The sequence below is a fragment of the Microvirga yunnanensis genome (genome assembly GCF_025460875.1).
Genome location: NZ_JAMXFI010000081.1, coordinates 1 through 25,805, shown reverse-complemented (window position 1 = coordinate 25,805; position 25,805 = coordinate 1). Strand labels below are relative to the sequence as shown.

Annotated in this window: 17 protein-coding genes; 6 read left to right on the top strand and 11 right to left on the bottom strand. The window is 62.4% G+C overall.

What is annotated here, in order from left to right; translation table 11 throughout:
- Positions 1-82: 82 nt before the first annotated feature.
- Genes NF876_RS29450 through NF876_RS29435 form a run of 4 tightly spaced genes read right to left on the bottom strand, consistent with a single transcriptional unit; the run spans position 83 to position 7,721 of the window.
- Positions 83-2,965, bottom strand: a complete 2,883-nt coding sequence (locus tag NF876_RS29450) for a DEAD/DEAH box helicase (protein WP_262271848.1) — start codon at positions 2,963-2,965, stop codon at positions 83-85.
- The gene (locus NF876_RS29445; RefSeq protein WP_262271847.1) at positions 2,962-4,401 is read right to left on the bottom strand and encodes an EH signature domain-containing protein; all 1,440 of its coding nucleotides are present in this window, start codon (positions 4,399-4,401) and stop codon (positions 2,962-2,964) included. The genes NF876_RS29450 and NF876_RS29445 overlap by 4 nt, the downstream gene beginning before the upstream one ends.
- Positions 4,401-5,426 carry an OmpA/MotB family protein gene (locus tag NF876_RS29440; RefSeq protein ID WP_262271846.1) on the bottom strand — a complete coding sequence of 342 codons (1,026 nt, stop codon included), beginning with the start codon at positions 5,424-5,426 and terminating at the stop codon, positions 4,401-4,403. The genes NF876_RS29445 and NF876_RS29440 overlap by 1 nt, the downstream gene beginning before the upstream one ends.
- Positions 5,427-5,453: 27 nt before the next feature.
- Positions 5,454-7,721 carry a hypothetical protein gene (locus NF876_RS29435; protein WP_262271845.1) on the bottom strand — a complete coding sequence of 756 codons (2,268 nt, stop codon included), beginning with the start codon at positions 7,719-7,721 and terminating at the stop codon, positions 5,454-5,456.
- 123 nt (positions 7,722-7,844) lie between these two features.
- Here NF876_RS29435 and NF876_RS29430 point away from each other — a divergent pair, with 123 nt between their 5' ends.
- Both NF876_RS29430 and NF876_RS29425 read left to right on the top strand, forming a co-directional pair.
- Complete coding sequence (locus tag NF876_RS29430) at positions 7,845-8,927, top strand: hypothetical protein (protein WP_262271844.1); 1,083 nt, start codon at positions 7,845-7,847, stop codon at positions 8,925-8,927.
- A gap of 409 nt (positions 8,928-9,336) precedes the next feature.
- Positions 9,337-11,904 carry a helicase domain-containing protein gene (locus NF876_RS29425; RefSeq protein WP_262271843.1) on the top strand — a complete coding sequence of 856 codons (2,568 nt, stop codon included), beginning with the start codon at positions 9,337-9,339 and terminating at the stop codon, positions 11,902-11,904.
- Between the two features lie 171 nt (positions 11,905-12,075).
- Here the strand turns inward: NF876_RS29425 and NF876_RS29420 are convergent, their stop codons facing one another.
- Complete coding sequence (locus NF876_RS29420; protein WP_262271842.1) at positions 12,076-12,390, bottom strand: hypothetical protein; 315 nt, start codon at positions 12,388-12,390, stop codon at positions 12,076-12,078.
- 150 nt (positions 12,391-12,540) lie between these two features.
- The gene (locus NF876_RS29415; RefSeq protein WP_262271841.1) at positions 12,541-14,625 is read right to left on the bottom strand and encodes a 3'-5' exonuclease; all 2,085 of its coding nucleotides are present in this window, start codon (positions 14,623-14,625) and stop codon (positions 12,541-12,543) included.
- Between NF876_RS29415 and NF876_RS29410 the strand changes: the two genes are divergently transcribed.
- Entirely contained in the window at positions 14,608-15,153 is a 546-nt protein-coding gene (locus NF876_RS29410) for a hypothetical protein (protein WP_262271840.1), read from the top strand. The two genes, NF876_RS29415 and NF876_RS29410, sit on opposite strands and share 18 nt — an antisense overlap.
- A gap of 620 nt (positions 15,154-15,773) precedes the next feature.
- On the opposite strand, the gene NF876_RS29405 is transcribed toward NF876_RS29410, so the two are convergent.
- Positions 15,774-16,163 carry a hypothetical protein gene (locus NF876_RS29405; protein WP_262271839.1) on the bottom strand — a complete coding sequence of 130 codons (390 nt, stop codon included), beginning with the start codon at positions 16,161-16,163 and terminating at the stop codon, positions 15,774-15,776.
- 1,364 nt (positions 16,164-17,527) lie between these two features.
- Between NF876_RS29405 and NF876_RS29400 the strand changes: the two genes are divergently transcribed.
- Positions 17,528-18,202 carry a hypothetical protein gene (locus NF876_RS29400; protein ID WP_262271838.1) on the top strand — a complete coding sequence of 225 codons (675 nt, stop codon included), beginning with the start codon at positions 17,528-17,530 and terminating at the stop codon, positions 18,200-18,202.
- Between the two features lie 306 nt (positions 18,203-18,508).
- On the opposite strand, the gene NF876_RS29395 is transcribed toward NF876_RS29400, so the two are convergent.
- Positions 18,509-19,306, bottom strand: coding sequence for a calcium-binding protein (locus NF876_RS29395; protein WP_262271837.1), 798 nt, complete (start codon positions 19,304-19,306; stop codon positions 18,509-18,511).
- Positions 19,307-19,452: 146 nt separating this feature from the next.
- The gene (locus NF876_RS29390; protein WP_262271836.1) at positions 19,453-20,451 is read right to left on the bottom strand and encodes a hypothetical protein; all 999 of its coding nucleotides are present in this window, start codon (positions 20,449-20,451) and stop codon (positions 19,453-19,455) included.
- Positions 20,452-21,234: 783 nt separating this feature from the next.
- Between NF876_RS29390 and NF876_RS29385 the strand changes: the two genes are divergently transcribed.
- Both NF876_RS29385 and NF876_RS29380 read left to right on the top strand, forming a co-directional pair.
- Positions 21,235-21,894: a DUF6946 family protein gene (locus tag NF876_RS29385; RefSeq protein ID WP_373696739.1), complete on the top strand. Its 660-nt coding sequence runs from the start codon at positions 21,235-21,237 to the stop codon at positions 21,892-21,894.
- Positions 21,895-22,077: 183 nt separating this feature from the next.
- Entirely contained in the window at positions 22,078-22,908 is an 831-nt protein-coding gene (locus NF876_RS29380; RefSeq protein WP_262271834.1) for a hypothetical protein, read from the top strand.
- Positions 22,909-22,986: 78 nt separating this feature from the next.
- Here the strand turns inward: NF876_RS29380 and NF876_RS29375 are convergent, their stop codons facing one another.
- Together NF876_RS29375 and NF876_RS29370 are read right to left on the bottom strand one after the other, a co-directional pair.
- On the bottom strand, positions 22,987-24,600 hold the full coding sequence (locus NF876_RS29375; protein ID WP_262271833.1) for an amidohydrolase family protein: 1,614 nt from the start codon (positions 24,598-24,600) through the stop codon (positions 22,987-22,989).
- A 29-nt stretch (positions 24,601-24,629) separates the two neighbouring features.
- The gene (locus tag NF876_RS29370; RefSeq protein ID WP_262271832.1) at positions 24,630-25,655 is read right to left on the bottom strand and encodes a uracil-DNA glycosylase; all 1,026 of its coding nucleotides are present in this window, start codon (positions 25,653-25,655) and stop codon (positions 24,630-24,632) included.
- Positions 25,656-25,805 lie beyond the last annotated feature (150 nt).

The window sequence follows — 25,805 nt, the reverse complement described above, 5'->3', positions numbered from 1 at the left end:
CATCATCCCGGGATTCAGCGAAATCCCGGGCGTGCACAGCACCAGGAGCATGCCACCGGCATGGACCGCCGTCGCGCTGTTGTTATGCGGCCACTGACCCGCTGAACAGAGCCTCTCGATCGGCCTCCGTCAGCTCTGGCGGCATCAAGGCCTCGTGCATCAGGCGGCGCTTCCGCGCCAACAGCGCATGTAGGTTTTGGTCAAACGAGGGCCGTCCGTCAGGCAGCGTTGCGATGGGGATATGAATCGAGACGGGTCGGGTTTGGCCAATGCGCAGCACCCGCCCCGTGCACTGGTCCTCCACGGCGGGGTTCCACCAGCGCGCCAAGTGGATCACATGATTGGCGCGGGTGAGGGTCAGCCCGACCCCCCCAGCCTGAGGCGAAAGGATCATCGCATCAAAGGTATCCGGTCCGGCCTGAAACCGGTCAACGCGCGCTTGGCGAACAGCGCCGGCCACTTGGCCATTGATCACCATCGGCGGCTGAGCGAGGGCGTACCGGCGCTGAATTAAGCCAACAAGGCGGGCCTGCATATCCAGGTCGCCAAGAAAGATCAGCGCACGCTCCTTGCGTGCCGCGATCTGGTCCAGGGCCTCGAAGGCAAGGCGCAGGCGAGCCGAGGCCGCGATAAACGCCTCATCGGTTCCAACAGCCTCCCGGTCGGGATGAAGCGAGCACAGGCGCAGCCGGTGCAGGGCTTCCAGAATTGCACCTGACTTGCGCGCCTGACGCGCCTCCGCAATCGCCGTCTCATAGGCAAGCCGTTGAGGCTCCGGCATCGGAGCTTCCCGCAGGATTTCGTGTGCTTGCGGCAGGTCCGGCAGGCGATCCTTCTTGAGCCGCCGCAGGAGCAATGGCGGACGCCCGCCGTGCCATGCGTCGAGGCTCAGTTTCAGCTTCTTGAGGCGATCGGTATCGGGTGAGCGTTCATACGTCGAGCTGAAGGATTTCAAATCTCCCAGCAAAGCCGGATGCACGGCATCCGTGATGCACCACAAATCGCTGAGGCGATTCTCGACCGGCGTTCCCGTCAGAGCGACCCTAAAATCCGCATTCATCGCCTTGGCGGCGTCCGTGAGGCGCACGCCAGGGGTCTTGATCTTCTGAGCCTCATCGAACAGCAGGGCTGCAAAGCGCACCCGCCCGAAATCACGGTCGTAATCGCGCAACGTTTCATAGGTCGTCAGCACCCAGTCCGAGCCCGCGAGAGCCTCGGCATCGAGGCTGGGCCGCCCATCCGGGGCCACGCGCTTCAGACCCGCGAGGCCGCGCCCGAATGCCTCCGTGCAGGTTCCGAGGCCTGGCGCCTTCAGGTGCCGGTCGTGCTCGGCCCGCCAGTTTTGCAGAAGGCCCGTCGGCGCCACGATCAAGACAGGGGCTCGCGCAATGACACCGGAGGTCATCCCCTCCCGAAGCCACGCCAAGAAGGCCAGACCTTGGATCGTTTTTCCGAGCCCCATATCGTCGGCAAGCAGCACCCCGGGTCGGCCGATCGACCATGCTTTCTGGAACCACGTGAGGCCTTCGGCCTGGTGGGCCTTGAGGGCTGTTGCCAGCGTGCGAGGGGGCTCAAGAGCAGGCGACGGCCGGGGCGCATACTCGCCTTCAACTTCAACCTCGTCCTCATTGGGCCGGATCAGCAAGACCTCCGGCGTCGTTTTGGTGCCTTCCGGCTTTGATGCGGCCTCGGGGCGGGTCCGCGCAGTCGTCAGCGCCTCAAGGGCGGCAAGGGTCTCATAGGACGCCGGCACGTCGACCGTCTCGTGGCCCGTCACAAACGGCACCGTCGGGCGTCCTGCACCCAAGGCCTCCTCGATTTGCTGGCGCAGGACCGGCACCTCGTCCGGTGCCAGAGCAACCGTGCGGTCGCCGAGCATGATCCCACCAGGGGCATCAGCCGCCCTTTGCGTTGACGGGCTTTGATGCACCTCGTCAGGGCCGAACCAGTTGGTGGTCGGCATCTTGATCCACGGCACAACGCGCGGCGTCCAAAGCCCGAGGCCCAGAACACGGTCAGCATAGGCTTGAGTTTCCCGAAACAGTCCCTCGAGCACCGTCTCCTCAACGTCATCACCAAGCGCCTCGCGCAGGAAGGCGCGAGGATTGGCGAGCAACGCTCGTTTGTGGGCAACCGACGTGTTCTGAACCTTGCGCACCTCGGCGAGGGCTCGTCGCAAGGGAGGAGAGAGGACGACGTAGTAACCGCCCCCCAGGGTGTAGACCGATCGAACTGCAGACAATTGGTTGAACTGCGTGTCGCCGAATGTCGCCTGCCGGTCTTGATCAAGGAGCGGTGTGTCGGTGGCGGCCCCACCTTGATGGAGAACGGGGACGAGCTTCGCACGGTCGCCTTCGCCTTTGAGATCAAGGGAGAACGCGTCGGCGATGGCAATGGTCATGGATCCCAGCAGGCCCCCGGCTTCGGCCGCGCCGTCCGAGATGGCGGACGGTAAAACCTCGCGCAAAGCCGCAAGTCCCGCCAGTTGCCCGGCGAGATCGTCGGCTGCCACGCCGTTGAGTTTATCAACGGCTTCGGCGATCTCGAACAGCACATCCGGCAGCCGCCGCCACTCTCCGCCGATCTTGAGAAACGCACCGCAGCGTTCAACCCCGAGCACGGGCGCGCCGGTCGGCCTCTGCCAACGTAGGTCAGCCCCAAACCCCGCTCGACCGATCGCCCCCCGGGTTTGGACATGAGCAACGACATCCGCAGCGGCTGGCAGAGCGAGGCTTCTCGCCTCCCGGGGCGAAAGACCGGCAGCGGTGCGATGCTCGACGAGGAGCAAGTCCCCATCCAGAATCGCTCCACCCGCGGCGGCGAGACGCTGGGCCAGATCGACGCCGGCGAGCAGGTCGTCGGGTGCCGTTACAGGCCAGAGGTCGCTTGGAACGGAGCCGGTTGGGCCGGACAGGCGGATTTCGACCTCGCCAGGGCCAACCACAGACACAAACTGATAGCTCATCGGGGCATCCACTCTCGTTTCGTCAGGCGAACACCGGTGCGGCGGGCGATCAGCTCCGCAGCGCTGCCCTGCCAGTAGCCGGTATCGGAGCCGATGTGGCTGAGGCCTTTTCCGTCCGGCGCGCCGCCCCTGCCCCGTTCAGGATTGGGTGGGAATGGCAGCCCCAAGCCCGTTACCATGTCCCGGGTGTAGCCGGCTTGCCCGAGGAGCGGCGCGTTCTTCCAGCCCGTGGACCACGCCCGCAGAGCGCCCGAATGGCTCCACTCGCAAAACACCACGTCCCCCAGCTGCAAGAGCAAGATGGACTGGTCGCTTGAGGCACCACTGAGGCGGCCATAGGCGCCATTGAGCTCACGCACGGCTCGCGCCGACGCATGCACCTTGCTTCCAAGGCCGAGCCACGCGTCCTTGATCAGGCCCTTTTCGAGGTAGGCGAGCCAGAACGCCTCGCGGTAGCGCCAATGCTGGTCGAGGGCGTGATCCGAGATCAAGGTGAAGAAGGCTTTCAGCGAGGCGCGGGTGAGCCATCGACGCATCACCGCCGTCACTTCAGGGCCCGCTTCCCGCCATGCGTCGGGCCGGATGCGGGGATCTCCCAGATGGTGAAGCAGGAAGCCTTGGACACTGCGGCGAACGTCCTCGGACGGCTCCTGCCCGCTCGTGAGCCAAGCGGCCAGAAGCCCTTGGGCAACCTGACCGCGCCCCGCGGGCTCTCGAAACCGCAGAGCGCCGTCGGGGGCCAGGTAGGTCTCGAGACGCGCCAGGGCGTCGGGGCCCACTGGCCCTTTGAGAGCGGCGGCGGCGAGACCGAGAACCTCACCTTGGACGGCCCGCATGTAGCCGCCCACCGCTCGGAGGGGGTCGGCGAAGCCGGTCACATCGAGAATATGTTCAACGGGCTCTAGTCCCTGCACGAGCCACGTGGCGAGCTTCCGTGGGCCCTGGTGGGGATCGAACAGGTCGAACCGCCGATCGGCCTGACGCCAAAGTTCGAGGCGGGCATCGGGGCTTTCTTTCAGGAGAAGGCGGATGGCCTGCCCAGCCGCAGCAAGGCCGTCAGCCTGCGGGGAGAAGTCCCGCAGCCAGGCTTCGATGAGATTGCGGCGGGCGGACGCCCGCGTGCGGGCGAGAGCGAACAGGGCGTCGAGAAGCCCGGCGATCCGCATCATCGGCATCTTGGCGTCCCAGAGCAGCCACGCCGCGTCGCGGAGGTCGCGGCGGTCGAGCGCCCGGATTCCCGATTGGCTTCGGGCGGCTTCCAGGATCCGAGCCCGGACCTGCTCGAGAACAGCCGTCGCGGGTAAGGCCGGGGCCGCTTCCGCGGCTCCCAACTCGGCAACTGCTTTTGCGCTGGCGAGACGCTCCGGAAGGTTTGCGACCCGGCTCAGCGCCTGGGTGGCGGCTCGCAGCGTGACCAAGGCCTCCCGCGTGTGCATCAGCGCTGCCCCAGCATCTGCTGGATCTGCTCACGCAACCGCTCGATCTCCTCCGAGGTGCGAGACGAGAGCACAAAGCGCAGGTCGATCCGGCGGTTCTTCAGATAATCCGCCTCGGTGGTCCCCTGCGCGTCCGCGAGGGGCCGCCGCTCGCCGTAGCCCGAGAAGGCCAGGAGGGGAAGCTGATCGTTGTTGCGCAACGCCTCCAAGGTGGGCTGGAACTGGCGCAGTTCCTTGAACACCGTCAGGGCGCGATCGGTTGAAAGGCGATCATTTCTCTCTTGAGACTGGTCAGCGGGCAGGTTGCGGTAGGGCTGTCGGTCCGTATGTCCCTCGACCAACACGGCCTCAAGGATCGGGGCTGTGCTGGGATCGCATCCTTCGTGTGCGGTCTCCTGCGCGTAGCACGGAAGAATCCGGCCGAGCACGTTCGCCAGGATCGCCACCGTTTGCCGCGCCTCGTCCTTCAAATCCCACTTTCCGGTTTCGAACAGCAGGTCTCCCGCGATCCGGAGGATGCCGGACCGGGTGTCGAGCGTCACGCGAACATTGCGGTCCCGCAAGGCTTCCTCCAATGACGCCAGAAGGCGGTTGCGGGCAGCCTGCCGGGCCTCAAGGTCGCGCTCGAGCTGGGCAACGGCCTGCTCGAGCAGCCGGCGCAAGCGCTCGTTTTCGGCGCGTTGCTGCGCGGCGATCTCAGCCTCCCGACGAGCCCTGTCCTCCGCCACGCGCGCTTTGTCTTCGGCCAGACGAGCCTCCTCGCGCGCGAGCTCCGCCGCGCGCCGTTCCCGCTCCGCCCGCTCGGTTTGGAGTTTCCGCTCATTTTCAGCGGTCTCGGCGCGCCGCACGGCCTGCTCATACCGGTCACGCGCCACCTTCTGCTCGTCTTCGGCGTCCCGGAAATTGAGCGCAAAAACGGTCAGCATCAGCAGGAAGACGAACAGAATTCCAACCATGAGATCGCTGACCGAGGCGAAATAGCCTTCGTCGCCTTCCTCCAGGGTCTCGACATTCGCGGAAGCCACTGCTTGCGTCCCTTGTTGTCAGACCCGCTATGCGGGCTGAAGCTCCTCGATGGTGTCCTGCAGTCCCTTGACCAGGCTCCCCAGCTGCGTTGCGGCTTTCGCCAAGTTCTGGTCGGTTTGGCTCACAAAGCCGGAGACCTGCCGGGTGAAGCCCTGCAGCCCGTCCTGCAGTTCCTTCAAGGTTCGGGCCAGCTCCTTGTCGACACCCTCGAAACGTTGGGCGGCCACGCTTAAACTCTCAACAAGGCGTCCGACCCCTGCGGCTGTTGCCTCAAGGCGCTGAGCCGCTCCTGCCACCTGCTCGAGAGCACGGCCGGCCGTTTGGGCCGCCTGGGTCATGGGTTCGACCGCCATCCGGGCCGACTGCCCCGCTGCCTTGAGGTCGGCCGAGGCCGCCTCGAGCGGCGCCGCAACCTCCCGCGTCGCTCGATCGAGTTCGGCGATCCGCACCCCAATGCTGTCCGCGGCTTGCGTCAGCGTCAGAACCTGCCGGGCCAGCCCGTCGGCTCGGCTGCCGAAGGCGCCGCCGGCCTCAGTGAGGTGTGTGGCTGCGGCCTCTCCGCCGCGCACAAGCGCGCCCGATGCCGTCGTGCCCGCCGCGGCGAGGCGCTCGGCGGCTTCGCCCATCGCCGCCGCCAAGCCGCCGCTGGCATCCTCCAAGCTGCCCCGCAAGCTGGCGGCACCCGCAGCCCCGCCCTCGCGGAGCGCATCGCCGGCTTGGCCGAGGGTCGTGCGCAGGTCGGCCATCATCGCTTGGAGTTCCGACCGCATGCCTTCCGTCGCGGCGGCAATCCGCTCCACCGCCGCCTCGGCGCCCTTGCCGAACGCTCCACCGGTATCAGTCGCAGCTGCCTCAAAGGTCTGCGCCATGCGGCCCGCCATGGTCTCGAAGCCTATGGCGGCCGACGCGATCCGATCGGCCAGCTCGCCGAAGGCCTGTTGGCCGGCAGCCCGGCTGCTTTCGGCCAGGGTCCGGAGCTCGGCGACCATGGTCTCGACCTGCGTGGTCAGTCGCGCGGAGCTTGTTTCGGCTTGGTGATCCATTCGTGCCTGAAGGCTCTCGGCGGCGCCGGCCAGGGTGACCGCCACACCGCGTGCCGCCTCCTCGAAGCCACCGGCGGCGGCCTCAATCCGGGCCGCGAGCTGCTGGCCAGCCTCGTCTCCGGCACTGCGGGTCTGATCGGCCACGGTGCGAAGGCCTTCCACCAAACCACCCATCTGGTCCGTAATGCGCGTGAGCGCCGCTTCGGCCCCCTCCCCCATGCGGGTTGCCATGGCATCGGCGGACTGCGCCATCCGAACAGCCGCCTCGCCGAGGCCGCTCTGCAGCCCCTCCAGCCGAACGCCAAGCCCGGCGAGGCTGTCGGCGACATCCTGGATGCGGTCGGTTGCCCCACCTTGAAGGCGTTGGAGAAAGCCATCCAGCATTGTCTGAAGGGCATCCTCATTGCGCGAGGCCATTCCATCGGCGAGCCGTTGCATGGCGTCCGTGAGCGGCGCGATGTGCTCGCCGAGACGCGCGTCAAAGGCTTGGTCGAACACCTGGCCGAGATTGATCGCAAGATCGGTTGAGAAGGTTTCAAGCTGGGTGGCCTGACGCTCGAGCACAGCGTTGGCTTCCTGCTGCAGTGCCGCGGGCGTCAACAGCGGAATCCGTGCTTCCAATGTCGCTAGGAACGTATCGAGCGCCTGTTCGACACCCTGCAGCCGCCGTTTCCGGAACAGGGCGTACACAATCGACAAGCCGAGGCCGACAAGCGAAGTGACGAACTTGAACGATGCCGTATCAAGAAGCGTCTTGAGCGCGTCGTTGCGGGCCGCCGCCTCGCCGGACACGACGCCACCGGCGGTCGAGAGGGCGGCCGCCAGCCCGACAAAGGTGAACAGCAGGCCCGCGCCGACGAGCAGGTTGGGCAGGGCCGCGTGGTAGCGCGCGTCAACGCCCACCTGGGGCGCTCGCAACAGACTGAGGTTGAACCAAAGGTCGGGACGGGCGGTCGCCCGCACGGGACGGGCTGGACTCAGGGGCAACACCAAGGAGCCGCAATAATCCCGCCACCGGGCGCCGAGAATGGGATTGCGCCCGAGATCGGCCGAAACAGCCTCATAGTGCTGAGCGAAGGCCTGTGCATCGGCAGCCTCGCCGATCCGGCCGGCGGCCTTGGTGAGAGCCCGTGTCAGAACCTGCGTGCCGCGCCAGAGGCTAAAACCCGATCCAACCGCCCATAGCAGAAGGGCGGCCACAACGCCGAAGATGGTCCCCGGATTGGCGATCACCGGCGCCACAAGCTGCATCACATTCACTTAAGAGCCCCCATCAGCTCCGACTGCGGCGTTGACCCCGCGCCGTCCTATTTGTTCGTCAGGCTGTTGTTTCTTGATCTAGTCTTCTGACAGTTCCTATTGTTATACGAACACATGCTGGTTTCAATCTTTGATGGCGAGTTGCTGATCGAAACGCGCGAATGTCGCAGGGTGTGGCTTCCCGATAGCCGTCCCGGTGTGGTCTGGCGGGGTTTGGCCTACCCCTTGCGCGCGGGTGACCGCCTTGAGGTGGCGGATGAGGCCTTTTCGCCCGCAGCCTGCGCGGCTGGCGGCGAGCCGCGCCAGGAAGGCTCAACAGCCGATCGGGTTGCGTGCGCCTTTGCCCTCATCGACGGCCGGGACGAGGCCTACCTTGTCCTGCCCGGCTCCGTTTTGGACTGCGAGCAAGCCACCGGCAGCCTTCGAGAGGCCGGCATCAGGGTGCTGCGGACGGGCCGCTATCTTGGCGAGCCTGTCGACGGTGTCGAGGGTGATTGGTTCATTCGGTTTGTGAAGCCGACCGACCGTGCGCGCCCCGTAAGGGAGCTGATCGCGGGGCTCCTTGGCCGGAGCCCTGCCGACGAGGCTCGGGACCAAGCCGGGCCTGAGCTGCGCGCCCGCCTTCTTGGTGCAGAGCTTGCCGCAGCAAAAGCCCGGGAGGCAGGCCTGCGGACCGAGGTGGCGCATTACCGCCTCCGAGAAGCGGAGCAGGTCGGTGCCGCCGAAGCCGAGGTCACCCACCTGCGCCTCGAGCTAGAGGAAGAGCGGCGCCTGCGGGAGGTTGCCGAAGCGGCTGCGATGGAGGCCGAGCGCGCGGAACCGGTACCCCCGGCTCCCCGACCGGCAGCGCCGGCCAGAATCCGGGACGAGATTGAGAGTGTTTTGGCAGCCCTACTCCCCCGTGTCCGGCTGGTGCGAGACAGCATAAACGTCATAGCGGCTGAATATGGCAGCCGGCGCGCGGTTTACCGCGCCCTCGCGGAACTCCATGAAAACCAGGAGCAAAAGCTTCAGGCATGGAAGAGGATCAGGGGGGCCGAAGGCTGGTGGGAGCGCCACGTCAATAACGGCCATGACGATGCAGGCCGCATCTACGCAAAGCTCGACAAAGCCGATCGTGTTTGGGATGTCCTCGTATCGCATAAGGGCGAGCAGACCCGTGATGTGACCTGGCTTTCGCGCTGGCGCGGGACCTGAGCGCCCAAACCTCGTTTCAGACACTCTCCGCACGGAGGCCTCTGGCCGTTTGAGCCAAGGCTTTGCGCGGAGAATGTCTGAAGCCGGGTGGCTGCCGGCCTATGCCGGCACAGATCACATGGCTGATCGCCCTGACCCGCGGAGGCTCCACCAGTCCCACGTGTCGCTACGCCTCTCAGGGCAGCGCTCACTTGTCTGAGATAGCCTCACGCCGTCCGGTCACTGCGTTGCTTTCCGGGGCAGTGTTAATAGTAATCAGTAGAGAAGAGATCACCCCTCTACCCACTCATGCGGTCTTGCGCTAGCCTTCGATTCGACCTGATCCAATCCCCCCGGACAAGGCAATAAAAGCAGACGTCGCGCTGCCCTCAGGCAGTTCTACGCCTGTCTCTTTGCGAAGAGTGTCGGCATGCACCCAGAGACGATCGAAAAGTCCATCCAAGAAGTCGAGATCTTAAAGATCCTCAGCCAGCGTCTGACGGAAAAGATCCGAGACGGGTACGCGTCGGTGCACTCCACCCGTCGCTACAACGACTTCGATACGGCGGTCTCCCTTCACGAGATCAGCCGCGGCCTCACAAACGCGTTTGAGGAAGTCGCCAGCCGCGGGTACGGGCGCGTCATCTTCGCCGAGGAGTATGATGCCGACGGGAATAGCCTGGGCTCAACGTTCTTTCGGCTCTCCCAGGCCAATGCCGGTTTTCCGGATCAGCCGATCCGCCTGATCGCGAGAAATTCACCGATCGGCAGCCTTATTGCTTCGTGCTCGCTTGACGATGAGCTCCCCTACCGGGTGCCGAAAGGCGAGCGGTCCATCCATGTCAAAGGAATTATCGACATCGATGGAATGTCTAATTTGCTCAAGGACTTGCCTGATGCCAAACTAGCAAGTTTTCAGGCGCTTGGAGCCAACAACATCGACATCGTGCGAGGTCTGCGGGACTTCGTTGAAACCCGCAAGCCGCAAATCAGCGGGCCAGCCCATCCCACTCCCGCGCTAGCGCAGGAGCACGGCTCACCGACACCCCAAGTGATGCAGCCGGATCCGGCCCAATCACCTGTGGAGCATTCGCCAGCACCCCAAGCGGCTCCCGCTGCATCGACTGTGGCGGCTTTAGACAACGGTGCGACGCATGAAGCACCTCCAGACTACTGGGACATTGACGAATCCAAGATCCTCCTGGCGGAGGACGATGATTACGCGTTGGGCTCGCACTTCTTCACGCGGACGACGGGTCGGCAAGAAGAGGCCATTCGCACTGTGCGGGGCCTGGCGATCGTGAATGGGGTGGCTGGCAGCGGCAAGACATCGGTCGCACTCGGACGTCTTAAGTTCTTCGCCAACTTCCGCTCGGGCGAGAATGCAGAGGAGTATGGGCTACGCCAGGAGGATTGGGCGGATTTCGATGCGAGCAATATGATCGGCTTCGTTCTGAGCCCGAGCCTGGTGTCCTACCTGCAGCAGACGGCGGAAAGCCTCGAATTGAAGGGAATGAAAATCCAGGATTTCGAGGAGTTCCTGAATCGCGAGCGAAATCAACGAGGCATCTTCAGCAAGCCGTTCAAAAAATCGTCCGAGAACGGGCATGGCGAGCAAAATACAATCACTTGGCTGAAGGCCCTCGACATTGTCGCCGCGCGGTACCTTGCCGACAGTATTCTGGCGATCCAAGTCGAACCACTGCTCCGGCCCGAAACCCATGATGGCGAGAGCATCACCGATAGCAGGTGGCAGGATCTGGTATCGACGTATTGGAAAAAAGGAACGCTGCCGGGACGCATCAGGGGTCTGGTGAACGGCCTGACCGTGAAGCATTCGGTTGACCAGAAAGGATTTCTTATCCGAGGTCTCGCGCGCGATATCGACCAGAGCGTGCGTCTTGGCGACAATGAGGTCGGAACACTCAAGATCGAGGAAAGGCGGGCTCTGCGCGAGGCCGTTGAGAATGTCCAACTTCGGATGTTTCGCCTCCTCAACCCACAGGAAATGTACCTCCAAGCCTTTAAAGATGACAGGTACCGGATCCTGCTGGAGGACCTCTGCCGCCAAAACCAGGTCTCAGTCGCCGCTGTCGTTGAACCCATCGTTCGGCGCGTCAGCGAGAACAAGGTCACAGACGACGACATCATCAATGCCCTGTGCCTGAATGCCCTCTCCTGCGAGCGCTTCGTGCGCGACATCAAGGCCGTGCGTTACCTGCATGCGTTCGCCGAGAATGTCGGCGTGTTCATTGACGAGTATCAGGATTTCAGTGAACTCCAGGTGCTCTTGATGGGATACAAAGCGCTGTCCAAGTATGGACTTGTCACGGTCTCAGGTGACAGCAGTCAGCGCCTGCATAGGGGAGGCCTTGCCGAGATCACGCGGGCGTTTCCGCAGATTTCGTCACCGCCTCGCCAGATCCTCCTCGACCGCAATATGCGGCAAACCGAACACCTCGCACGACTGTCAACGTGTTTCCGCTCGTTGACAGACCCAACCGTTGCAATGCCTGAGATCCCCTGTCGCGCTCCGCTCGCGATCTACGAACAGCAACAGTTCTTTGCCGACGCCGCCGTCGCGAAAATCCTCAGTCTTCCCGAGGCAGCCAGCGTTGCGGTCATTTGCCCAAACCAGGATGAGGTGGAGCGTTGGTATGAGTTGATGCAGGAAGAGCTGGAGGCGGGGTTTCGGAACCCAATGATCTCTGACAAGGCAAAGCTCACAACGCGCTACCACACGCATTTCACCACAGCCCTAGAGGCGAAGGGCCTCGAGTTCGATGCTGTCGTCGTCCCCGACCTTTCCACCTTTGATTGCGCCGATCTGACGGGCTGCAATTCGCTGTATGTTGCAATCAGCAGGCCGCGGCATGCCCTTCTTGTCGGCTGTCACAGTTCAGGGCTAGATCAGGCAGGCATCACAAGTCTGATTGACCTCGACCATCTGTCCGTGATTATAGGCGAGGTCAAGGCTACCCCAGCATATGCGGCATAACCCGAGCCTATCGACTTCGGCATAGTGCCGGACGATGCCGCAGGGCCAATCGTGTTCTTCGGCAGCACAGAATGCGCTCCCCTGTTCGCGGCCTCGACCCGTTCCGTGGATGCCAAGACGCCGGCGCGCGCGAGCGGCTGATTGCGAGCGCCAGGCCGACCTGAGGCAGAGCTATGGTTGAGGGCTATAGTTGTAATCTTTAAGGCGCTTCTTGGCCCTCGTTAGCTCAGCCTCGGTGAAGAGACCGTGCCATTTTTGATTCTCGACCACCAATGCTTCAACAGTGAGGTCCAAGCGTCCTCGTTCAAAAAGGTGCGTATACCCATCTGAGGGCTTTTCTGAATTGATAAGGTATTTCGCGGTATCGAGGCCCCCTCTTCGGCTGAGCATGCTCAAGAAGATAGAAGGGTTATAGCTCGCTTCTGATTTCGCTCGTCGATAGATAGTGAACATGGCCTCATCGAATTGCTTAACCAAATCCTGCATGGCTCCCTCCCCACCGAATGGCAATGCCAGTTGAGCCTTCCAAAAATGACCGCGTCGGGGCACCTTCGCTCTAGAATCCCGCCATCTCGAGCGATCAGGCTGGCGCTATTTCCAGCACCTCACCTCAGCCCTGATAAAGCGCCCATGTTTTTATGCTGAGGTGAGACCAAGATTGGCCCGCAACTCCTCAGCCACCTTGGGCCCGAGAAGATTGTCGTGACGACGGGAGTCCCGCAAGTTAGCGGCGAGGCTGCCGACGTTGGCCCAGCGGAGACGGCGCCCTCCCCCGGCGGCTCGGGCCCCTTTTCCATCCACGAGATCAATGAGTTTGTCCTGGGCTTCGCCTGAAAGGCTGAGGGTCCTCGACGTATAGAGATACTGCAATCCCGTCAGAGCGCCCGTGTCGTCGGTCTGGGTGTCGGGGTCGATTTCGGGAATGGTCTCGGGCACGCCCGCGAGGTACGCAGGCTCCAGGACCTCGGACGAGGCCCACTGGTCTGTCGCGATCGTGCCGCTGACCGCCCTGATCCACGGGCTCGCCGCGCCGTGGAACGACAGGATGAGTTCCCTTTTGGCTCGGGTCATCGCCACATAGAGCTTGCACGTCTCCCGAAACGCCTCCTCGGGCGGAGCGTCGTGAGCCGGAAGCACCCCGTCGCAGCAGCCGACGATGATCAGGGTATCGAACTCGTAGCCCTTGGTTTGCTCTAAGTCCGAGAAAACGAGGCGGTCAGTGCTTGGGTCGTAGGCGCCGTCCAAGGCGGTCACGCCGCATCGCGTTGCAAAGCCCTGGACATCGCGCGACGAGAACCCCGCGAAGGCGACGCAGACGGTTCGAGCGTCCTGCGCCAGGCGCGTCGCCGCGTAGGCCCGCGCATACGCAATCTCCTCCTCAAGGGTCTCGGCGGCCAAGGCCATGGGCACCGGCCCGCTAAAATTGGCGAACCGCGGATCCAGGATCTCCAAGTCCTCGCTCTCGAACATCTCCTCGTGGAGGTTGCGGGTGAGGAGATCGTAGGCTGCCGCGAGAATCTCACGGCTGTTTCGGTAGTTCTGCTGAATGCGCTCGCGGGTGATGCCCGCCAATCCCGCGCCGGTCAGGGACCGATGCTTTGGCAGCACTGTTTGGGCAATGTCCCCGCAGAGGAAGATGTCATTTGGGCCAGGAGGGACGAGGCGGCGCACGACACGCAGTTCGGTCGTTCCGAAGTCCTGGGCTTCGTCGACCAGCACATTTGTGAAGGCCGGCGCGATCTTGTCGATGTGCCTCGCCAGTGCCGCCGTCAAGCCGAGATAGTCGACGACACCCACATCCGTCATCTTCTTTTCCCAGCCGGCGAGGCCGCGCAAGAGGTCGCGCCGGCGCTCGGCCGGTATCGGGAACTTTCGGCCGCTGCGCTCGAGGTCGAGGTATTCCGCCGTCGCGTCCGGCGGCACGGCTGACCGAATCCAGTCGAACTCCTCGCGCAGGTAGGTCTCGCCGCTCACGCCCCTGGCGGTTAGCGACTTGTGCAGCGGCAGCAGGACCGAAGCGTCGTGGTTGTTCGCCCATTGCCGGTAGTACTCCCGGAAGACCTCGTCGACGTGCTCGCCGAGCTTCCACGTGACATCCTCGTACTGCCGGGCGTTCTCCGGCTCGAAGGTCACCAGCAAGGTGCGGGCGAGTTCGAAGAACGATGAGACCTCAATCCGGGACCTGACGGCCTCGTCGGCGCACGCGGCGTCCACAAGCTGCCGCAGAAGGCCGGCAAGGCTCCGGTTCAGCGTGAGGATCAAGACACGGTCCGATCCTTGTTCAGCAAGGCGCATGGCGCGCCGCACCACCACGCACGTCTTGCCCGATCCCGAGACGCCGGAGAGTTGGGCGACGCCGGGGTAGTCGGCCCTGACGACCCTCTCCTGTTCGGGATGCAAGAACAGAAACCAGTCCTGCCAGGTCGAGCGGCTCTCGAACGCCTTCAGCCACGCCTCGTATTCGGGCGACCCGACACGAAGCCGGCGCACCTCGTCTCCATCCTCGACTTCGACCATCTCGGCCGAGCCGAAGCCCTCGATCGGCGCGATGTCCCCTCGCCTCAGGTCGACATGAGCCTGCGCGCCGTCGACATTTCCGACCAAGAGCAGGGTGAAGACCGTCCGGATGAATTCGGCCTTGTCCGCGTCCGGGATCATCACGACCAGCGCCTCGAGTTCGTCGGGTCGGGAGCCTCCATCGAGTTGGGTCAGTTTGCGCATCAGGCTCGCGGGCAAGCCATCGAGCACGAAGTCCACCGCCTCCGTTCCGAGAGCGTCGATCAGCGCCCTATCGTGGTGGTCAGCAAGGTGGTCGCGAGCAACGACGCTACCAGGCCCGACGCCGGGTACGCGGACCAGACGGTTTCTCTGAACCCCATAGTCCTCGCCCTTGTGAGCTTCGAGCCAGCGATCGGTGTCCTCGTGGTCGCCGATGAAAAGGAAGACGCAACTCCTCTCGGTCTGATGCGTGACCAGGCGCCAGCCATCTCCGAGGTCGTACTTGACGCAATGCCTGATCCGGGTCTCGCCATTGTTCGTGACAGGCAGGGTTTTAAACGGGTTGTCTTCCTCCAAGCTACCGAGGACAACCCTGACCTTGTTATGCTTTTTCTGGTGTTTCCCGCCCTGCAAATTGGCATCTTTGAGGGCTTTCATGAAAGCTTTGGTGGTCCAGTATGTGATTGCCCCCGGCCGGACCGGCGCTTCAACTTCCGCCGACGGCCGATCCTGGTTCCGACCTGTAACTGACACGACTGCCCCCATAACACCATGTGATTGGAAGAATTGTAAGGACAAGCTTTGCTTTAATGCAACAGGGGCAGTTGTCTTTTCTTAGCTGCTGCAATCCCAAATCAGTATTAGGTGCTTGTCAGCCACTGTGGTGGCTTCCGAGGGTGCCGCCCGGACGCCGCTGAGGAGCCGTGCGGGTCACGCAGGCCCAAGAACGTTCCACATGGGCCGACGACGTCTTGCCTGGCCCACGGCCACCCCGGAGGCTGGGCGTGAAGAGCCTCGTCGGCAATCCCGCGGTTCGTCGGCGGTTCGCTGCAGGGCTTAGGAGTACCGGCCACACCTGAGGCGATGCAACCAGCGAAGTTGCGACCTATCCGGCCTAAAACGGCTGTTGCCCGTGAATGAGGGTGGGGCCGTCACGCTGCCGTGGCCCTTTGCAAGGCCGCTACTGCGCACCGTTTGCCGCGCGTACCTCTCAAGGCGTCGCCGCCCTGGGCAAAGCCGACCTGAGGATGTCGCCGCGTCGCGAGCGGGCGCAACCGAGCGCTCCCGCCCCGTGCGGCCCAGACGCTTCTCCTTTCACGGTTGCCTCGTCTCACCGGATCGAACTGCCGATCACCTGGTTCAGCATCACGTCAACCGTCCGGAGGCCATTCGTCGTCGTTGATCTGCATCTCGAACCGGAACGAATGCACGCCCGCCTGCTGGTAGCGCAGGGCGGTACCATGCAGCACAACATACTTGAATTTCTCTCCAATCAGCATCGGCAGGAGGGATGGGAGAGCGTCGGCCGGCAGCGAAAGAATTCCTTGCGCCTCCCTGCGCAGACTGATGAAGCCGATGCGGGGCGGTCGATCGTTCCGGCGCCGCTCCTGCTCTAGATGCAGATCTGGAATGAAAGTCAGCTCAATGGCCTTTTCTTTCAATCTCTCCGGTCGGCGGAATCGCGCTTGAATCGCGAGATGCCGGTAATCATCATACGGATTGAAGTCGCGCTGCGGGTCGCGGGCGACCCCAAACGACAAGGTCCACTTCCAGCTCGAAATCTCGAGAATGTAATAGACATGCTCGCTCCGTCGCTGGTTTGGAGTCTTGCGGGACCTGCTCTTTGCCACGGGGTTGGACGATGCGCTGCTGTTTGATGCCGCCTGCGATCATGGGGTGATTGGCCGCGGCGCTCAAGACCCATGGGGTCGGTGCCTTGGCGTGCGACGGCCCCGCCGACCATTACAAAGATGATCCGCAAGTTTGCAGAGGGCGGAGGACCATGGGAGACGTTTTAAGCTTGGCACGTTCAGGCTGATCGACGGGACATTGAAGAACGCGACCAAAAGAAAAAGCCGTGTCCAGCACGTCAGCTAGATCAACGGCCCGTGTTTGTCTTTACCCCCAACACTGAAGTCCTGCTAAATTTTTATATTGTGAACGAAAATCACGCTTCAGCAATGAGCCGATTGGTAGGACGAACATCTTTGCAAGACAATACGTCTATTTGCCTAGACTTATAGCTAAGCTTCCTCTCGTTTAGGCTTGGCTGGACATCGCCACAAGGACGGCATCGGTAGTCCTTGAGTGCCCGCAGACCAAAAGGCTGAAGACCAGACTCCGCTGGCTCCAGATCCCCTCAAGGTGTGTACACGGGCCATCCCATTTCTGGGCAGGCCTGCTGAGGCAAAGTGTTTGCTGGACGGACTGTGCACCTATCCCATAGACCTAGCCGCCTTGCTGAAGACGCGTCGTCAGGAGTTGCTTGGCGCGGTCCGCCCGCTGTTTCTCCTGGTGTTGGATTTCCCGTCCTGACCTGGCCATTCCTTCAATAGGGTGTGTGATCAGAACTTCTCAAAGAGCCTCACGCGGCTCTCAGGCCCAACACCGTCCACCTGTTTTCTTCTTTGTTTCTTCTTTGAAGACACCTTGCCACCACCCCTACTGCGTTTCGCTTGATCACAGGGCTCTAATGCGGTCCAAGCAAAAAGAAAGCGCCCGTGTCTCAAAGGGCGCTCCAAGGGCCGACCCGTAGGGGCAAATCAGGGGTCGTGGGTGCAAACTAGCAACACGCCAGAGCTGAAGCCATGCTGCCAAAGAACTCTTTTGGGGTACTCCTATATGGGTTCTTAGTTCGCGATTGCATTTTCGGGGCCAAATCAGATAACGCTAAGTCTCCCGTGGGGGCACAACGGGTCAAGGGCCGCAGTCCTAGAGAAAACAAAACAATAGGCGCGGCCCTTGCTATCCACTCTCTTCGAGACCACTGTGATGACTGCGTTGAGACTCTCTCTGCTTTGATTAAGGCAATCATCAGCTCGCCAGGTTCGTCGATTTGGTTGAAGTATACTTACCTATAACTGGCGCAGGACAGTCACGATATGCGCATGGGGCCACTACACTAATGACGATCTCTCCCCAGCACCTACGCAGCCAAAGCTTCTTCTGGGATGCCGATGGCCAATCGACCAGCCGATCCCATCACAAGCTTGAGCAGTTCTATACCTCCTGTCGGCGCCGCTGGCAGTCCGTTAAAACCGGGAGCGCGGTCGCACGATCCAACCTCAATCAGATCCTTCGCACGCTTGATCGGATGCTCTTGGCGCCTGCCGTGCTTATTCTGCCCAAAGCCTATGCCAGTTGGGGCACCGTTCGCCCGGTCTTTCTCTCCCGGGCTCAAGCATGGCTTCCGTGGCTTTCACTTGCCACAGCGCAGCAGGAGGACGAGGAGCCTGATCCTGCCTGGGCACTCCTCGAAGACCTCCAGAACCTCAAGGCCGACCAGCAGGACAAAACCGCCAAAAACCTTGCCTTGCTGTGGAAGTCCTTCGAGGACTCCTTCGGGGGCCTGAGCGGCTACTTGCAGTCACTGGAGACAGAACAACTCCTGTACCTGAACAAGCTCAAGGCGGCGTCAGACCGGATGCGGCTTGCACGCGGCACAGAGGCGGCTTTTCACTACGTGACGGTCGAGTTGATGCGCCAATATGTTGGGTGCTTTCAGGCTGGTCGATCCGATCAGGCGGCCATGGCTCTGGCCACATGCGTATCGGGTTTGATCGACCGTGGGCGCTGTTAACGCCAGAGGTGCGCCACTGCCCTACAAGCCCTACACATCCGAGATAGCACTGCCCCGATCTCGCCATGGCGGCACTGTCTGCTGATCCGTGGCGCCTAACGTCAGCTTTCACAAACCCGCGCTTCTGCGGAGTGTGGGTCGAACACGTGGAACTCCGGGACGTGATCGAGACCGTGGCGAGTGACATCTCGGCGGTTCTGTCGGGTCACCCCGACTTGGATCAACTTGGGTCGCGCTATCCGGGTCCTTGAGGAAGCCGACGGGTGCAGTTGCTCTTCACACCATCGGCCTCTTTCATCAGATGAGTCAGAGCACGAAATCAGAAGCGGACAGGGCCTTGATGTTAGCGAGCTCGATGGCGAAATCGGCGACTCGGTCGCCGTTCACGTCGCCTTCGACGACACCCGCCGAAAAGCGCAACTCGCCGTCACGGCCTGTAAACGCCTTTCCGCCAATAAATCGGAAGCTCTGGTTGCCGATGGTGCCATCCTGGTCGGCATCAATGGATTGCAGATCAATCTTGTCGTACCCGCGCCTGAAATCAGCGATGAGGTCGGGATTGGAGGTCAGGGAATCTGATAAGGAATCGAAGTCGAAGCGGTCATAGCCTGTCCCGCCAACGAGGCGGTCTCGCGCTAACCCTCCAACCAAGTAATCGTTGCCGCTCCCGCCGCTGAGCGTGTCAGCCCCCCATTTGCCATACAGCTTGTCGTTCCCGCCATACCCGCTCAGCACGTCGGCGCCGGTGCTGCCAATCATCGTATCCTGGCCCGCCAATTCCGCGCGAAAGAGCGCAAGATCATCGGTGTTCGATGCGGTTTGAGCCGCGTCCACCAAGCTGCGGGCGGAGACCGAAACACCGGTAACCGTGAAGGCAACACTGCCGCCGCGCAGAGCCTGGTACGACGTGACTGTGCCGCCCGTTGGCTCTCCGATGCTGTTGTAGGTAAATCCGGAGCCTCGAAAGAGATCGTACGAGCTGCCGCCATACCAGGCTTGGAAAACGGTGGAATCCGCTACGTATGAACTGCCCTCGTAAATCGAGTTGAGGTCGAGATTAGAGAGATTAAAGACGTAACCGTTCTTTGCCTCAATGCGCGCCATTCCATCCCCCATGCCTCTTACCTTCCGAGAGGCTAAGACAGCACCGTCAGGCCCACAACAGCATCATCGCAGCAACCAACAGCTATTTCTCCCCTGATGAGGCCGCCAAGAGCGATGACTCATTCCACCACCTTCCCACCAGTCAGTCAGGCGAGCGGGGCGCCCTCGAACAACCGGACAAGGGCTCGCGGTTTCGTGCTGTTTCCAATTGTGATCCAGAAAGCATCGCGCGTGGGAAGGTTGTGAGCCAGGCGAAGCGTGCCCGCGTGCAGATGTCGGTCAGAGACGCCATGTGCGGCGAGAGGGCTCTGGTTCGCGCCCACGGGTAATGCGTACCGGAAGTGTGCCGCGCCGACAGCCAAACCACCTCCGAGCGCAGCGGAAGCAGTGGCAATCCCATGCCGCTGCCAGTAGCCATCCCGCCCTGGGTGCTCGAAGCCGTGAATGGCGATCAGTGCCACAGTGGGCCTGTGGGCGGCGAAAAGACCTTGCCAGCGCGCGACAAGGCTACGCTGCAGCGGCAGCGAAACCGGCGTGGCCCTGGAATGCTGATCTAACAAGCAGATCGAGCGGAACGGTGTGCATGGACCATCCGCTGTCGCGGCCAGACCAAAGGCATCGTAGCAGACGCACACAACCGCAGTTTCGCCACTCGCCAGTCTGGCAAAGCGCGTGGGGCTAACGTAGTTCTCCCATTGCGAGGCCAGACGCCGGTCTGCACTGCCGGCAGCTTCCTCGGCGACCGGAATCGCCTTCACGGCATGGCCCGCAAGGGCATCGGCCCTCCACGCTGCCACCGCCTGATCTCCCCTCAACCGCTTGTGAGCCGGCGCCGCGTCGATGCCCACGACCAGCAGAACGCCGGGCGACCATCGGTCGAGGTGTTGCGCAGCCCTGCGGCACGCCCCAGCGAACGGCGCGGCTTGGATGCACTGGCTCTGCTGAGGCTCTGCCAGAGTGACGAGCGAATGATCGAGATGGAAATACCCTGCAGGGAACAGCACGGCATCGGCAGGAGTCCAATCCGACCGCGCCACGATCTCGCTTGCTGCCAGCTCGAGCATGTGCATGCGCTCGATGTTGTGCTCGGCGTTCCTGACAGGCCGGCCGCGCACGCACACCGAGATGACGCGAGTGGGCCTCACGCAGACCTCCGTTGTCCACTCGGGGCAACCCAAACATCGACTGAAGCCCTGCCTGGGTGCAGAAGCAGGCCTCAGAGAGCTTGCATTTCGCCACCCTGAATAACACGCTGCTATCTGGGTCTATTTACCTCATGCAGAAACATGTATAGCGATACTTCGTGTTTAAATTATGTTTTCTTCACCATATTCTTACAATAGACAAGATATCTTCTTTGGTCTTGGCAATAATCATCTTTCTTATATGGAATTACGTCTAGATCATCAACAAGAATGCACATCCGTGTACTTGTAAATAGCTCCGATCGCCTTGGCGCGACTGGAAGCCACTGCATCTTTCGGCGCCGACGTGAAAGCCGTTGGCAGGTCCGCCATCCATTGCCATGTGTGTTCTCTTGAGCAGTCTTGCCGCAATGGCGGGTTGAGGGGTCGTCGGGTTCATAACAGCAGACTGGGAACTGACCGAGGTGCCCCACAGGAGTTCTTTTGTTGATACCTTTGCTCTTCAAGCCTGATTTTTGGTGTCAGTCTAGAAAGTCCAAGAGTTTGGGGTGTAGTGTTGGAGTTCAGTGGAGAGCTCTCACAATTCTCGCGATTGTACCGCGCCCACCTGGTTTCTACGCCCGCGACATCTAGGCTGCAATTGCCCGCAACCCGAACGATCCCTTTCCAGGACAGCATGCCTGCCGTCGCCCCGGTCGGCAGGTTTGTCTCGACCCCTGAAGCCTGCGCAGCTCAGTTGGCCTCGGCCTGCCAGTCTCCAGAAACTGGAATGCCTATGGAGTGATGCTCTTGCCACGGATTTATGTCCCGTCGACGTCGCCGGAGGATTGGAAGCGGCTCTTGGCCGAACCTGATCGGCAGTGGCGGCCCGAGTATTCGGCCTGGGCGGTGGCCCATGCATGGGAGGCGGCGGGCGGCCTGCCGCCGGAGATTGTGGGCCTCGTTCGTGAAACGCCGTTCTTTGCGGGGGCATCGCCCGAACTGCTGTGCGCTTTTCCAGAATACACGGTCGATCTGCCGGGTGGGCGGCGGCCCAGTCAGAACGACGTTTTCGCGCTCCTCCGGGTTGGCCCCAACACGGCCGGCATGGCGGTGGAAGGGAAAGTGGAGGAGAGCTTCGGCCCCACTCTTGGGGAATGGCTTGATGGCGCATCCGACGGCAAGAGGCAGCGTCTCAGCTATCTCCGCGACCTGCTCGGTCTCCATCTTGAGCCGCTTCCATCGACCCTGCGCTATCAGCTGCTCCATCGCACAGCATCGGCCATCATCGAGGCCAGCCGCTTCAAGACGGACGCGGCGATCATGGTGGTCCAGTCGTTCTCCGACAAAGCAACCTCGAAAGACGATTTCCTTCAGTTTGTCGACCTGCTGCGAGGCCAGATGCAGGATAAGGGCCTCGCCGAAATCAAGCTGCCGAATGGGTTGCCTTTGTTTGTCGGCTGAGCGGACGGCGATCGCTCGTTTTTGTGCGACAGCACTCGTCTCGCCCGAGAACCAAGGCCTGTCACGAGTGGAGGCGCGGATAGCGACGGCCTCCCGGCCAGAACGGAGGGCGAGCCCCTGGCTCCGGCCACGGAGCCGGAGGCAGCAGCGCTGGTTCAGGTCAATCAACCGAAGAACTCACCAGTGCGCAGACCGGACCGTGTCCCGCACCCGACACCCCCGTCCGAGATCGAGCCGCCCGGGGCCCCCTCCCCCATGAACCTCCTCAACCTGCTTGCCGCTGCCCGCAGATCCGAACAGTCGTGCATTACGGCCGATCAGATCGAAGCGGCGTTCACCCACCATGTCAGTCCCATCCGGGCACAACCCTATTTCGTGAACCATGACGCCAAGGAGTTGAACGAACTGCCGACTAACCGGGGAGAGGAGTACCTGGCGAAACAGCTGGCCGCTCAAGGGACGCTCGAGACCTGGGACGGCGGGCAAATCACCCTCCTTGACTACCAGTTTCCTTTAAAAGCCGTGCGCGCGGACCGCATCGGCAAAGTGGATCTGATCGGGCACACACGGGACCACGCTGTTGCCTTAATCGAGCTGAAGACGGGCGACAGCCCGGAGAATCCCCGGGTGGGCCTACTGGAGCTCCTCGCCTATTGGGCCGCTGTCCGGCAGAACCTCGATCGCATTAACGCGGAGGCCTTGTCGAAGAACCTTTGCTCATCCCCCCTCACCAAGCCTGCCCGCCTCTATCTCATGGCGCCCGACGCGTACTGGACCCGATGGCGTGAGCCGAACAGGCGACAGCGCTGGTACCAGTTCTGTGCCCAGGTTCAGGAGCTCCAACTCCGTCTCGACGCCATCGTCGGATGCCTGGCGCTCCGCGACGGCCCCTCAACGGGGTGTCCGTTCACCGTCGGACCGGTGTATATCGGGCTCGAGGGTTTCACCGCCGACGCGACTGGTCGGATCAGTGACGAGGCTTACTGGCGGGCAGAGCTGGGTGACGACTTCTAAACGTGCTGCCGGCGGAGCGTGCATCGGCCTGCTCTCGGCAAGGCCACCCTTTGGCCCGAACATCCGACACAGCAGGTCTCAGGACGGGAGACCGTCCTTGACCCAATCGGGAAGATTTCGATTGGCGCGCAGCCGAGCCCCATAGGTCGCATCGTCGACCGCGGCCATGGGCTCCAAGGTCATCGCATCTACATCGGATCGGTTCATCTCAGCCAAGAGCCTCATCGGAGACTCGCCGTCGAGCGCCGCGTCGTCGATCTCGAGAGCGAGCATCCACCGGCCGGGCGCGCCGTCCAGCATGAGCGTGCGCGTGCGCGTGGTGTCGGCCAATTCGGGCAGGCGGGCGAGCCCATCGGCCAGCGTGGCAACGGCGGCGGTCAGGGAGGTGCCGGCCAGCGGATGCTTTACACCGTCCACGAGGTCAAACACCATATCGCTCCCGCCGACCCGAAACAGCTCAACACCAGGTGTTCTCGGGTCGAGCAGGCTCGGGCGCCCAGCTCGTGGCCGGCCATCGATGATGACGGCTTGAACGTCGTCCTCGCTGGCGTCGATGAGGTCGGCGTAGGCGTCGCCCACCGTTCGACCGATGATGAATAGGTCGGCTCGTTTGCCGGTCTCGATCGAGCCGACGAAGCGATCCCACCCGATCATGCGGGCCGGTTCACGCGTCACCATGCCGACGAGATCGCGATCACTGAACAACCCGCCCAACTGCGCGCTGACCAAGCGCGCGATTTTCAGCTCGCCAAGGAGGTTTTTGCTCCCGCTCGGCCCCCAGTCCGAACCGAGCGCGAGCCCCACGCCAGCCCGTTGTGCGGCCGCGACATCCGTTGTGGCTCCGTAGAGCAGGAAATTGCTCAGGGGCGACCAGATGACTCCACCGCTCCGCGCGAGAATACCAAAATCGTCCTCCGCCAAAGCCGTTGCATGGATCGCGACGAGGTTGTGGTCCACGAGCCAGGATTGGTCGCTTCGCTGCAGCTTGAAGAAAGCCGCACGCGCCTCGACGTCCGTCCCTTCCGAGAGGTGCAGGATAAAAGGGCGCATTGGATTGCCCAAGATAGGCCCGAGGGTCTTTTCAGCCTGTGCCACGGACCCAAAATCGTTGATTGCGCCCTCGGCCCTCGGCCATTCGGCATCACGCGGAAACTCGACATTCCGCACAAGGCCCTGGTACAAGGTCTCGTCACCAATTATGTCCCGCGCACTGATCCCTTGGATCGTGGTCGTGCCGCCAAGAAGCGCCCGACACTCCACATAACGGACAACGGAGCGCGGGTAGGTCGGATCGGGGTTCTGTGCGATCAGCCGAGCGGGCCGGCTGACCCTTCGCTTGTACAGAGCGCTCGCGCGCCAGACATTCCGATTCGTGTAACGCTCGGGCACCTCCCAGAGCGGAACGAAGTTGTAGGTCGGATGATTGTGGAGTTCGATCAGGCCTGGATAGATGGTGCCGCCTGTATCGATCTGAAGCGCTTCGGCGAGTTCGGCGGGCAACGGCTGGTCAACCGGACCAACGTGGACGACGTCCGAGCCGAGGACCCCAATGCATCCATTGGGCCAAACCTGGCCTGTGGCATCCATCGTGACCACGCGCCCGCGCAGCACATACCGGGTCGGCCGCTCCAGTAACGCCGCCGTGCGAATCAGGTCGGCCTGTGCCGCGGTTTCAGCTTTGAAGTAAGCCATGGTTCATCCTCCCAATCGCGTCGTTCCAGTCAACAAGCGGCACCGGGCGCATCAGGGCAGGCGCGCCTGCAGATCCGTGGATTGCCGCGGTCGGACACCCAGACCTCAACCTCGGGGAACGGTGTGAGCAGGCGCAGGAGGGCCGCATCGGTCTCATGGCAGAGGAGAATGGAACGCACGCGCGCGGCGCCTGCTTCAGACGCCAGCCGCGCCGAGAACAACGCCTGTCCCATCAAGGACATCCCCATTCGCCCGATCTTCGTCTGCACCACAGTGACGTTCAGTCCGCGCAGCCGCGGATAGTCGCTGCTGCGTGCCTTGCGACAGGGCTCATCCGGCAGGATTACCGCATCGGCCCATCGTGGGCTGCGGTCCTGCGCCCGTTCGACCAGAGGGTATTCCGGGATGTAGGTCCCCTGGTTCAAGAAGACCCAGAAGCCTTCGGTCATGGGCGTCTCGTGCTTGCTCATCCACCCCTCTGCTTTGAAGCTTATCCATATCAGAGCGTGAGCAGGCTGTTCAGGCCCACGCCCTAGGGTCCGTTCAGGAATAAAGGACGGCGGCTGCCGAGCGGAATGTTTGCAGGATGTGCTCCCGATAGGCCGGACGGTTGATGGCCATTGCCTTGGTGTGAAGGTCGCGAACATCTTGACCCCGGATGGCAGTTGCAGGCGACGACTGGCCTGCTGAGCCTTGTGGCCGCAGAAGATCACCACCTGCAAAGACGGGAGTGCGTTGATCCAGGCCTGTGTCTCGGCAACAGCGGAGCGAATATCCGCTGCCGTGGCATTGCGGTTTTTCTCCTCAGTGCTGACGCAGTACGGCACGACATTCCAAGGCAGGACATCCTGGCGTGCAAGCCCGGCCTGATTCAGCGCGACGCCCATGTTGCGGGCGGACGGATCCGGACTGTCCCGAGAGATGAAATCAGACACGACCGCCTGAGGCACAGGGCTCTCCAGCAGCACGAGCAAGCGGGCGTTGATCCCGCCATCGTTCGGATCCACATGGGGAACACGAAGCCCCCGTGCGCGCATCCCTTCGATCAGACTCATGCGACGACGAACATGAGGTTCACTAGAGCACCGGACAGGAAATCCGACTCCCGGGGTTTTGGCTTGGTGAGATCTGTGATTCACTCTGTGGAACGGGAGGTGGATCATGGGTCACTGCTATTCTCTCGATCTGCGGGTGCGGGTGGCTGA

What these genes read in the sequence shown, in the direction of transcription:
- NF876_RS29450 (WP_262271848.1), bottom strand. Translation starts at nt 2,965, where the DNA reads ATGAGCTATCAGTTTGTGTCTGTGGTTGGCCCTGGCGAGGTCGAAATC.
- NF876_RS29375 (WP_262271833.1), bottom strand. Translation starts at nt 24,600, where the DNA reads ATGGCTTACTTCAAAGCTGAAACCGCGGCACAGGCCGACCTGATTCGC.
- NF876_RS29400 (WP_262271838.1), top strand. Translation starts at nt 17,528, where the DNA reads ATGACGATCTCTCCCCAGCACCTACGCAGCCAAAGCTTCTTCTGGGAT.
- NF876_RS29425 (WP_262271843.1), top strand. Translation starts at nt 9,337, where the DNA reads ATGCACCCAGAGACGATCGAAAAGTCCATCCAAGAAGTCGAGATCTTA.
- NF876_RS29370 (WP_262271832.1), bottom strand. Translation starts at nt 25,655, where the DNA reads ATGAGTCTGATCGAAGGGATGCGCGCACGGGGGCTTCGTGTTCCCCAT.
- NF876_RS29415 (WP_262271841.1), bottom strand. Translation starts at nt 14,625, where the DNA reads ATGCGCAAACTGACCCAACTCGATGGAGGCTCCCGACCCGACGAACTC.
- NF876_RS29435 (WP_262271845.1), bottom strand. Translation starts at nt 7,721, where the DNA reads ATGCAGCTTGTGGCGCCGGTGATCGCCAATCCGGGGACCATCTTCGGC.
- NF876_RS29385 (WP_373696739.1), top strand. Translation starts at nt 21,235, where the DNA reads ATGCTCTTGCCACGGATTTATGTCCCGTCGACGTCGCCGGAGGATTGG.
- NF876_RS29445 (WP_262271847.1), bottom strand. Translation starts at nt 4,401, where the DNA reads ATGCACACGCGGGAGGCCTTGGTCACGCTGCGAGCCGCCACCCAGGCG.
- NF876_RS29430 (WP_262271844.1), top strand. Translation starts at nt 7,845, where the DNA reads ATGCTGGTTTCAATCTTTGATGGCGAGTTGCTGATCGAAACGCGCGAA.
- NF876_RS29420 (WP_262271842.1), bottom strand. Translation starts at nt 12,390, where the DNA reads ATGCAGGATTTGGTTAAGCAATTCGATGAGGCCATGTTCACTATCTAT.
- NF876_RS29395 (WP_262271837.1), bottom strand. Translation starts at nt 19,306, where the DNA reads ATGGCGCGCATTGAGGCAAAGAACGGTTACGTCTTTAATCTCTCTAAT.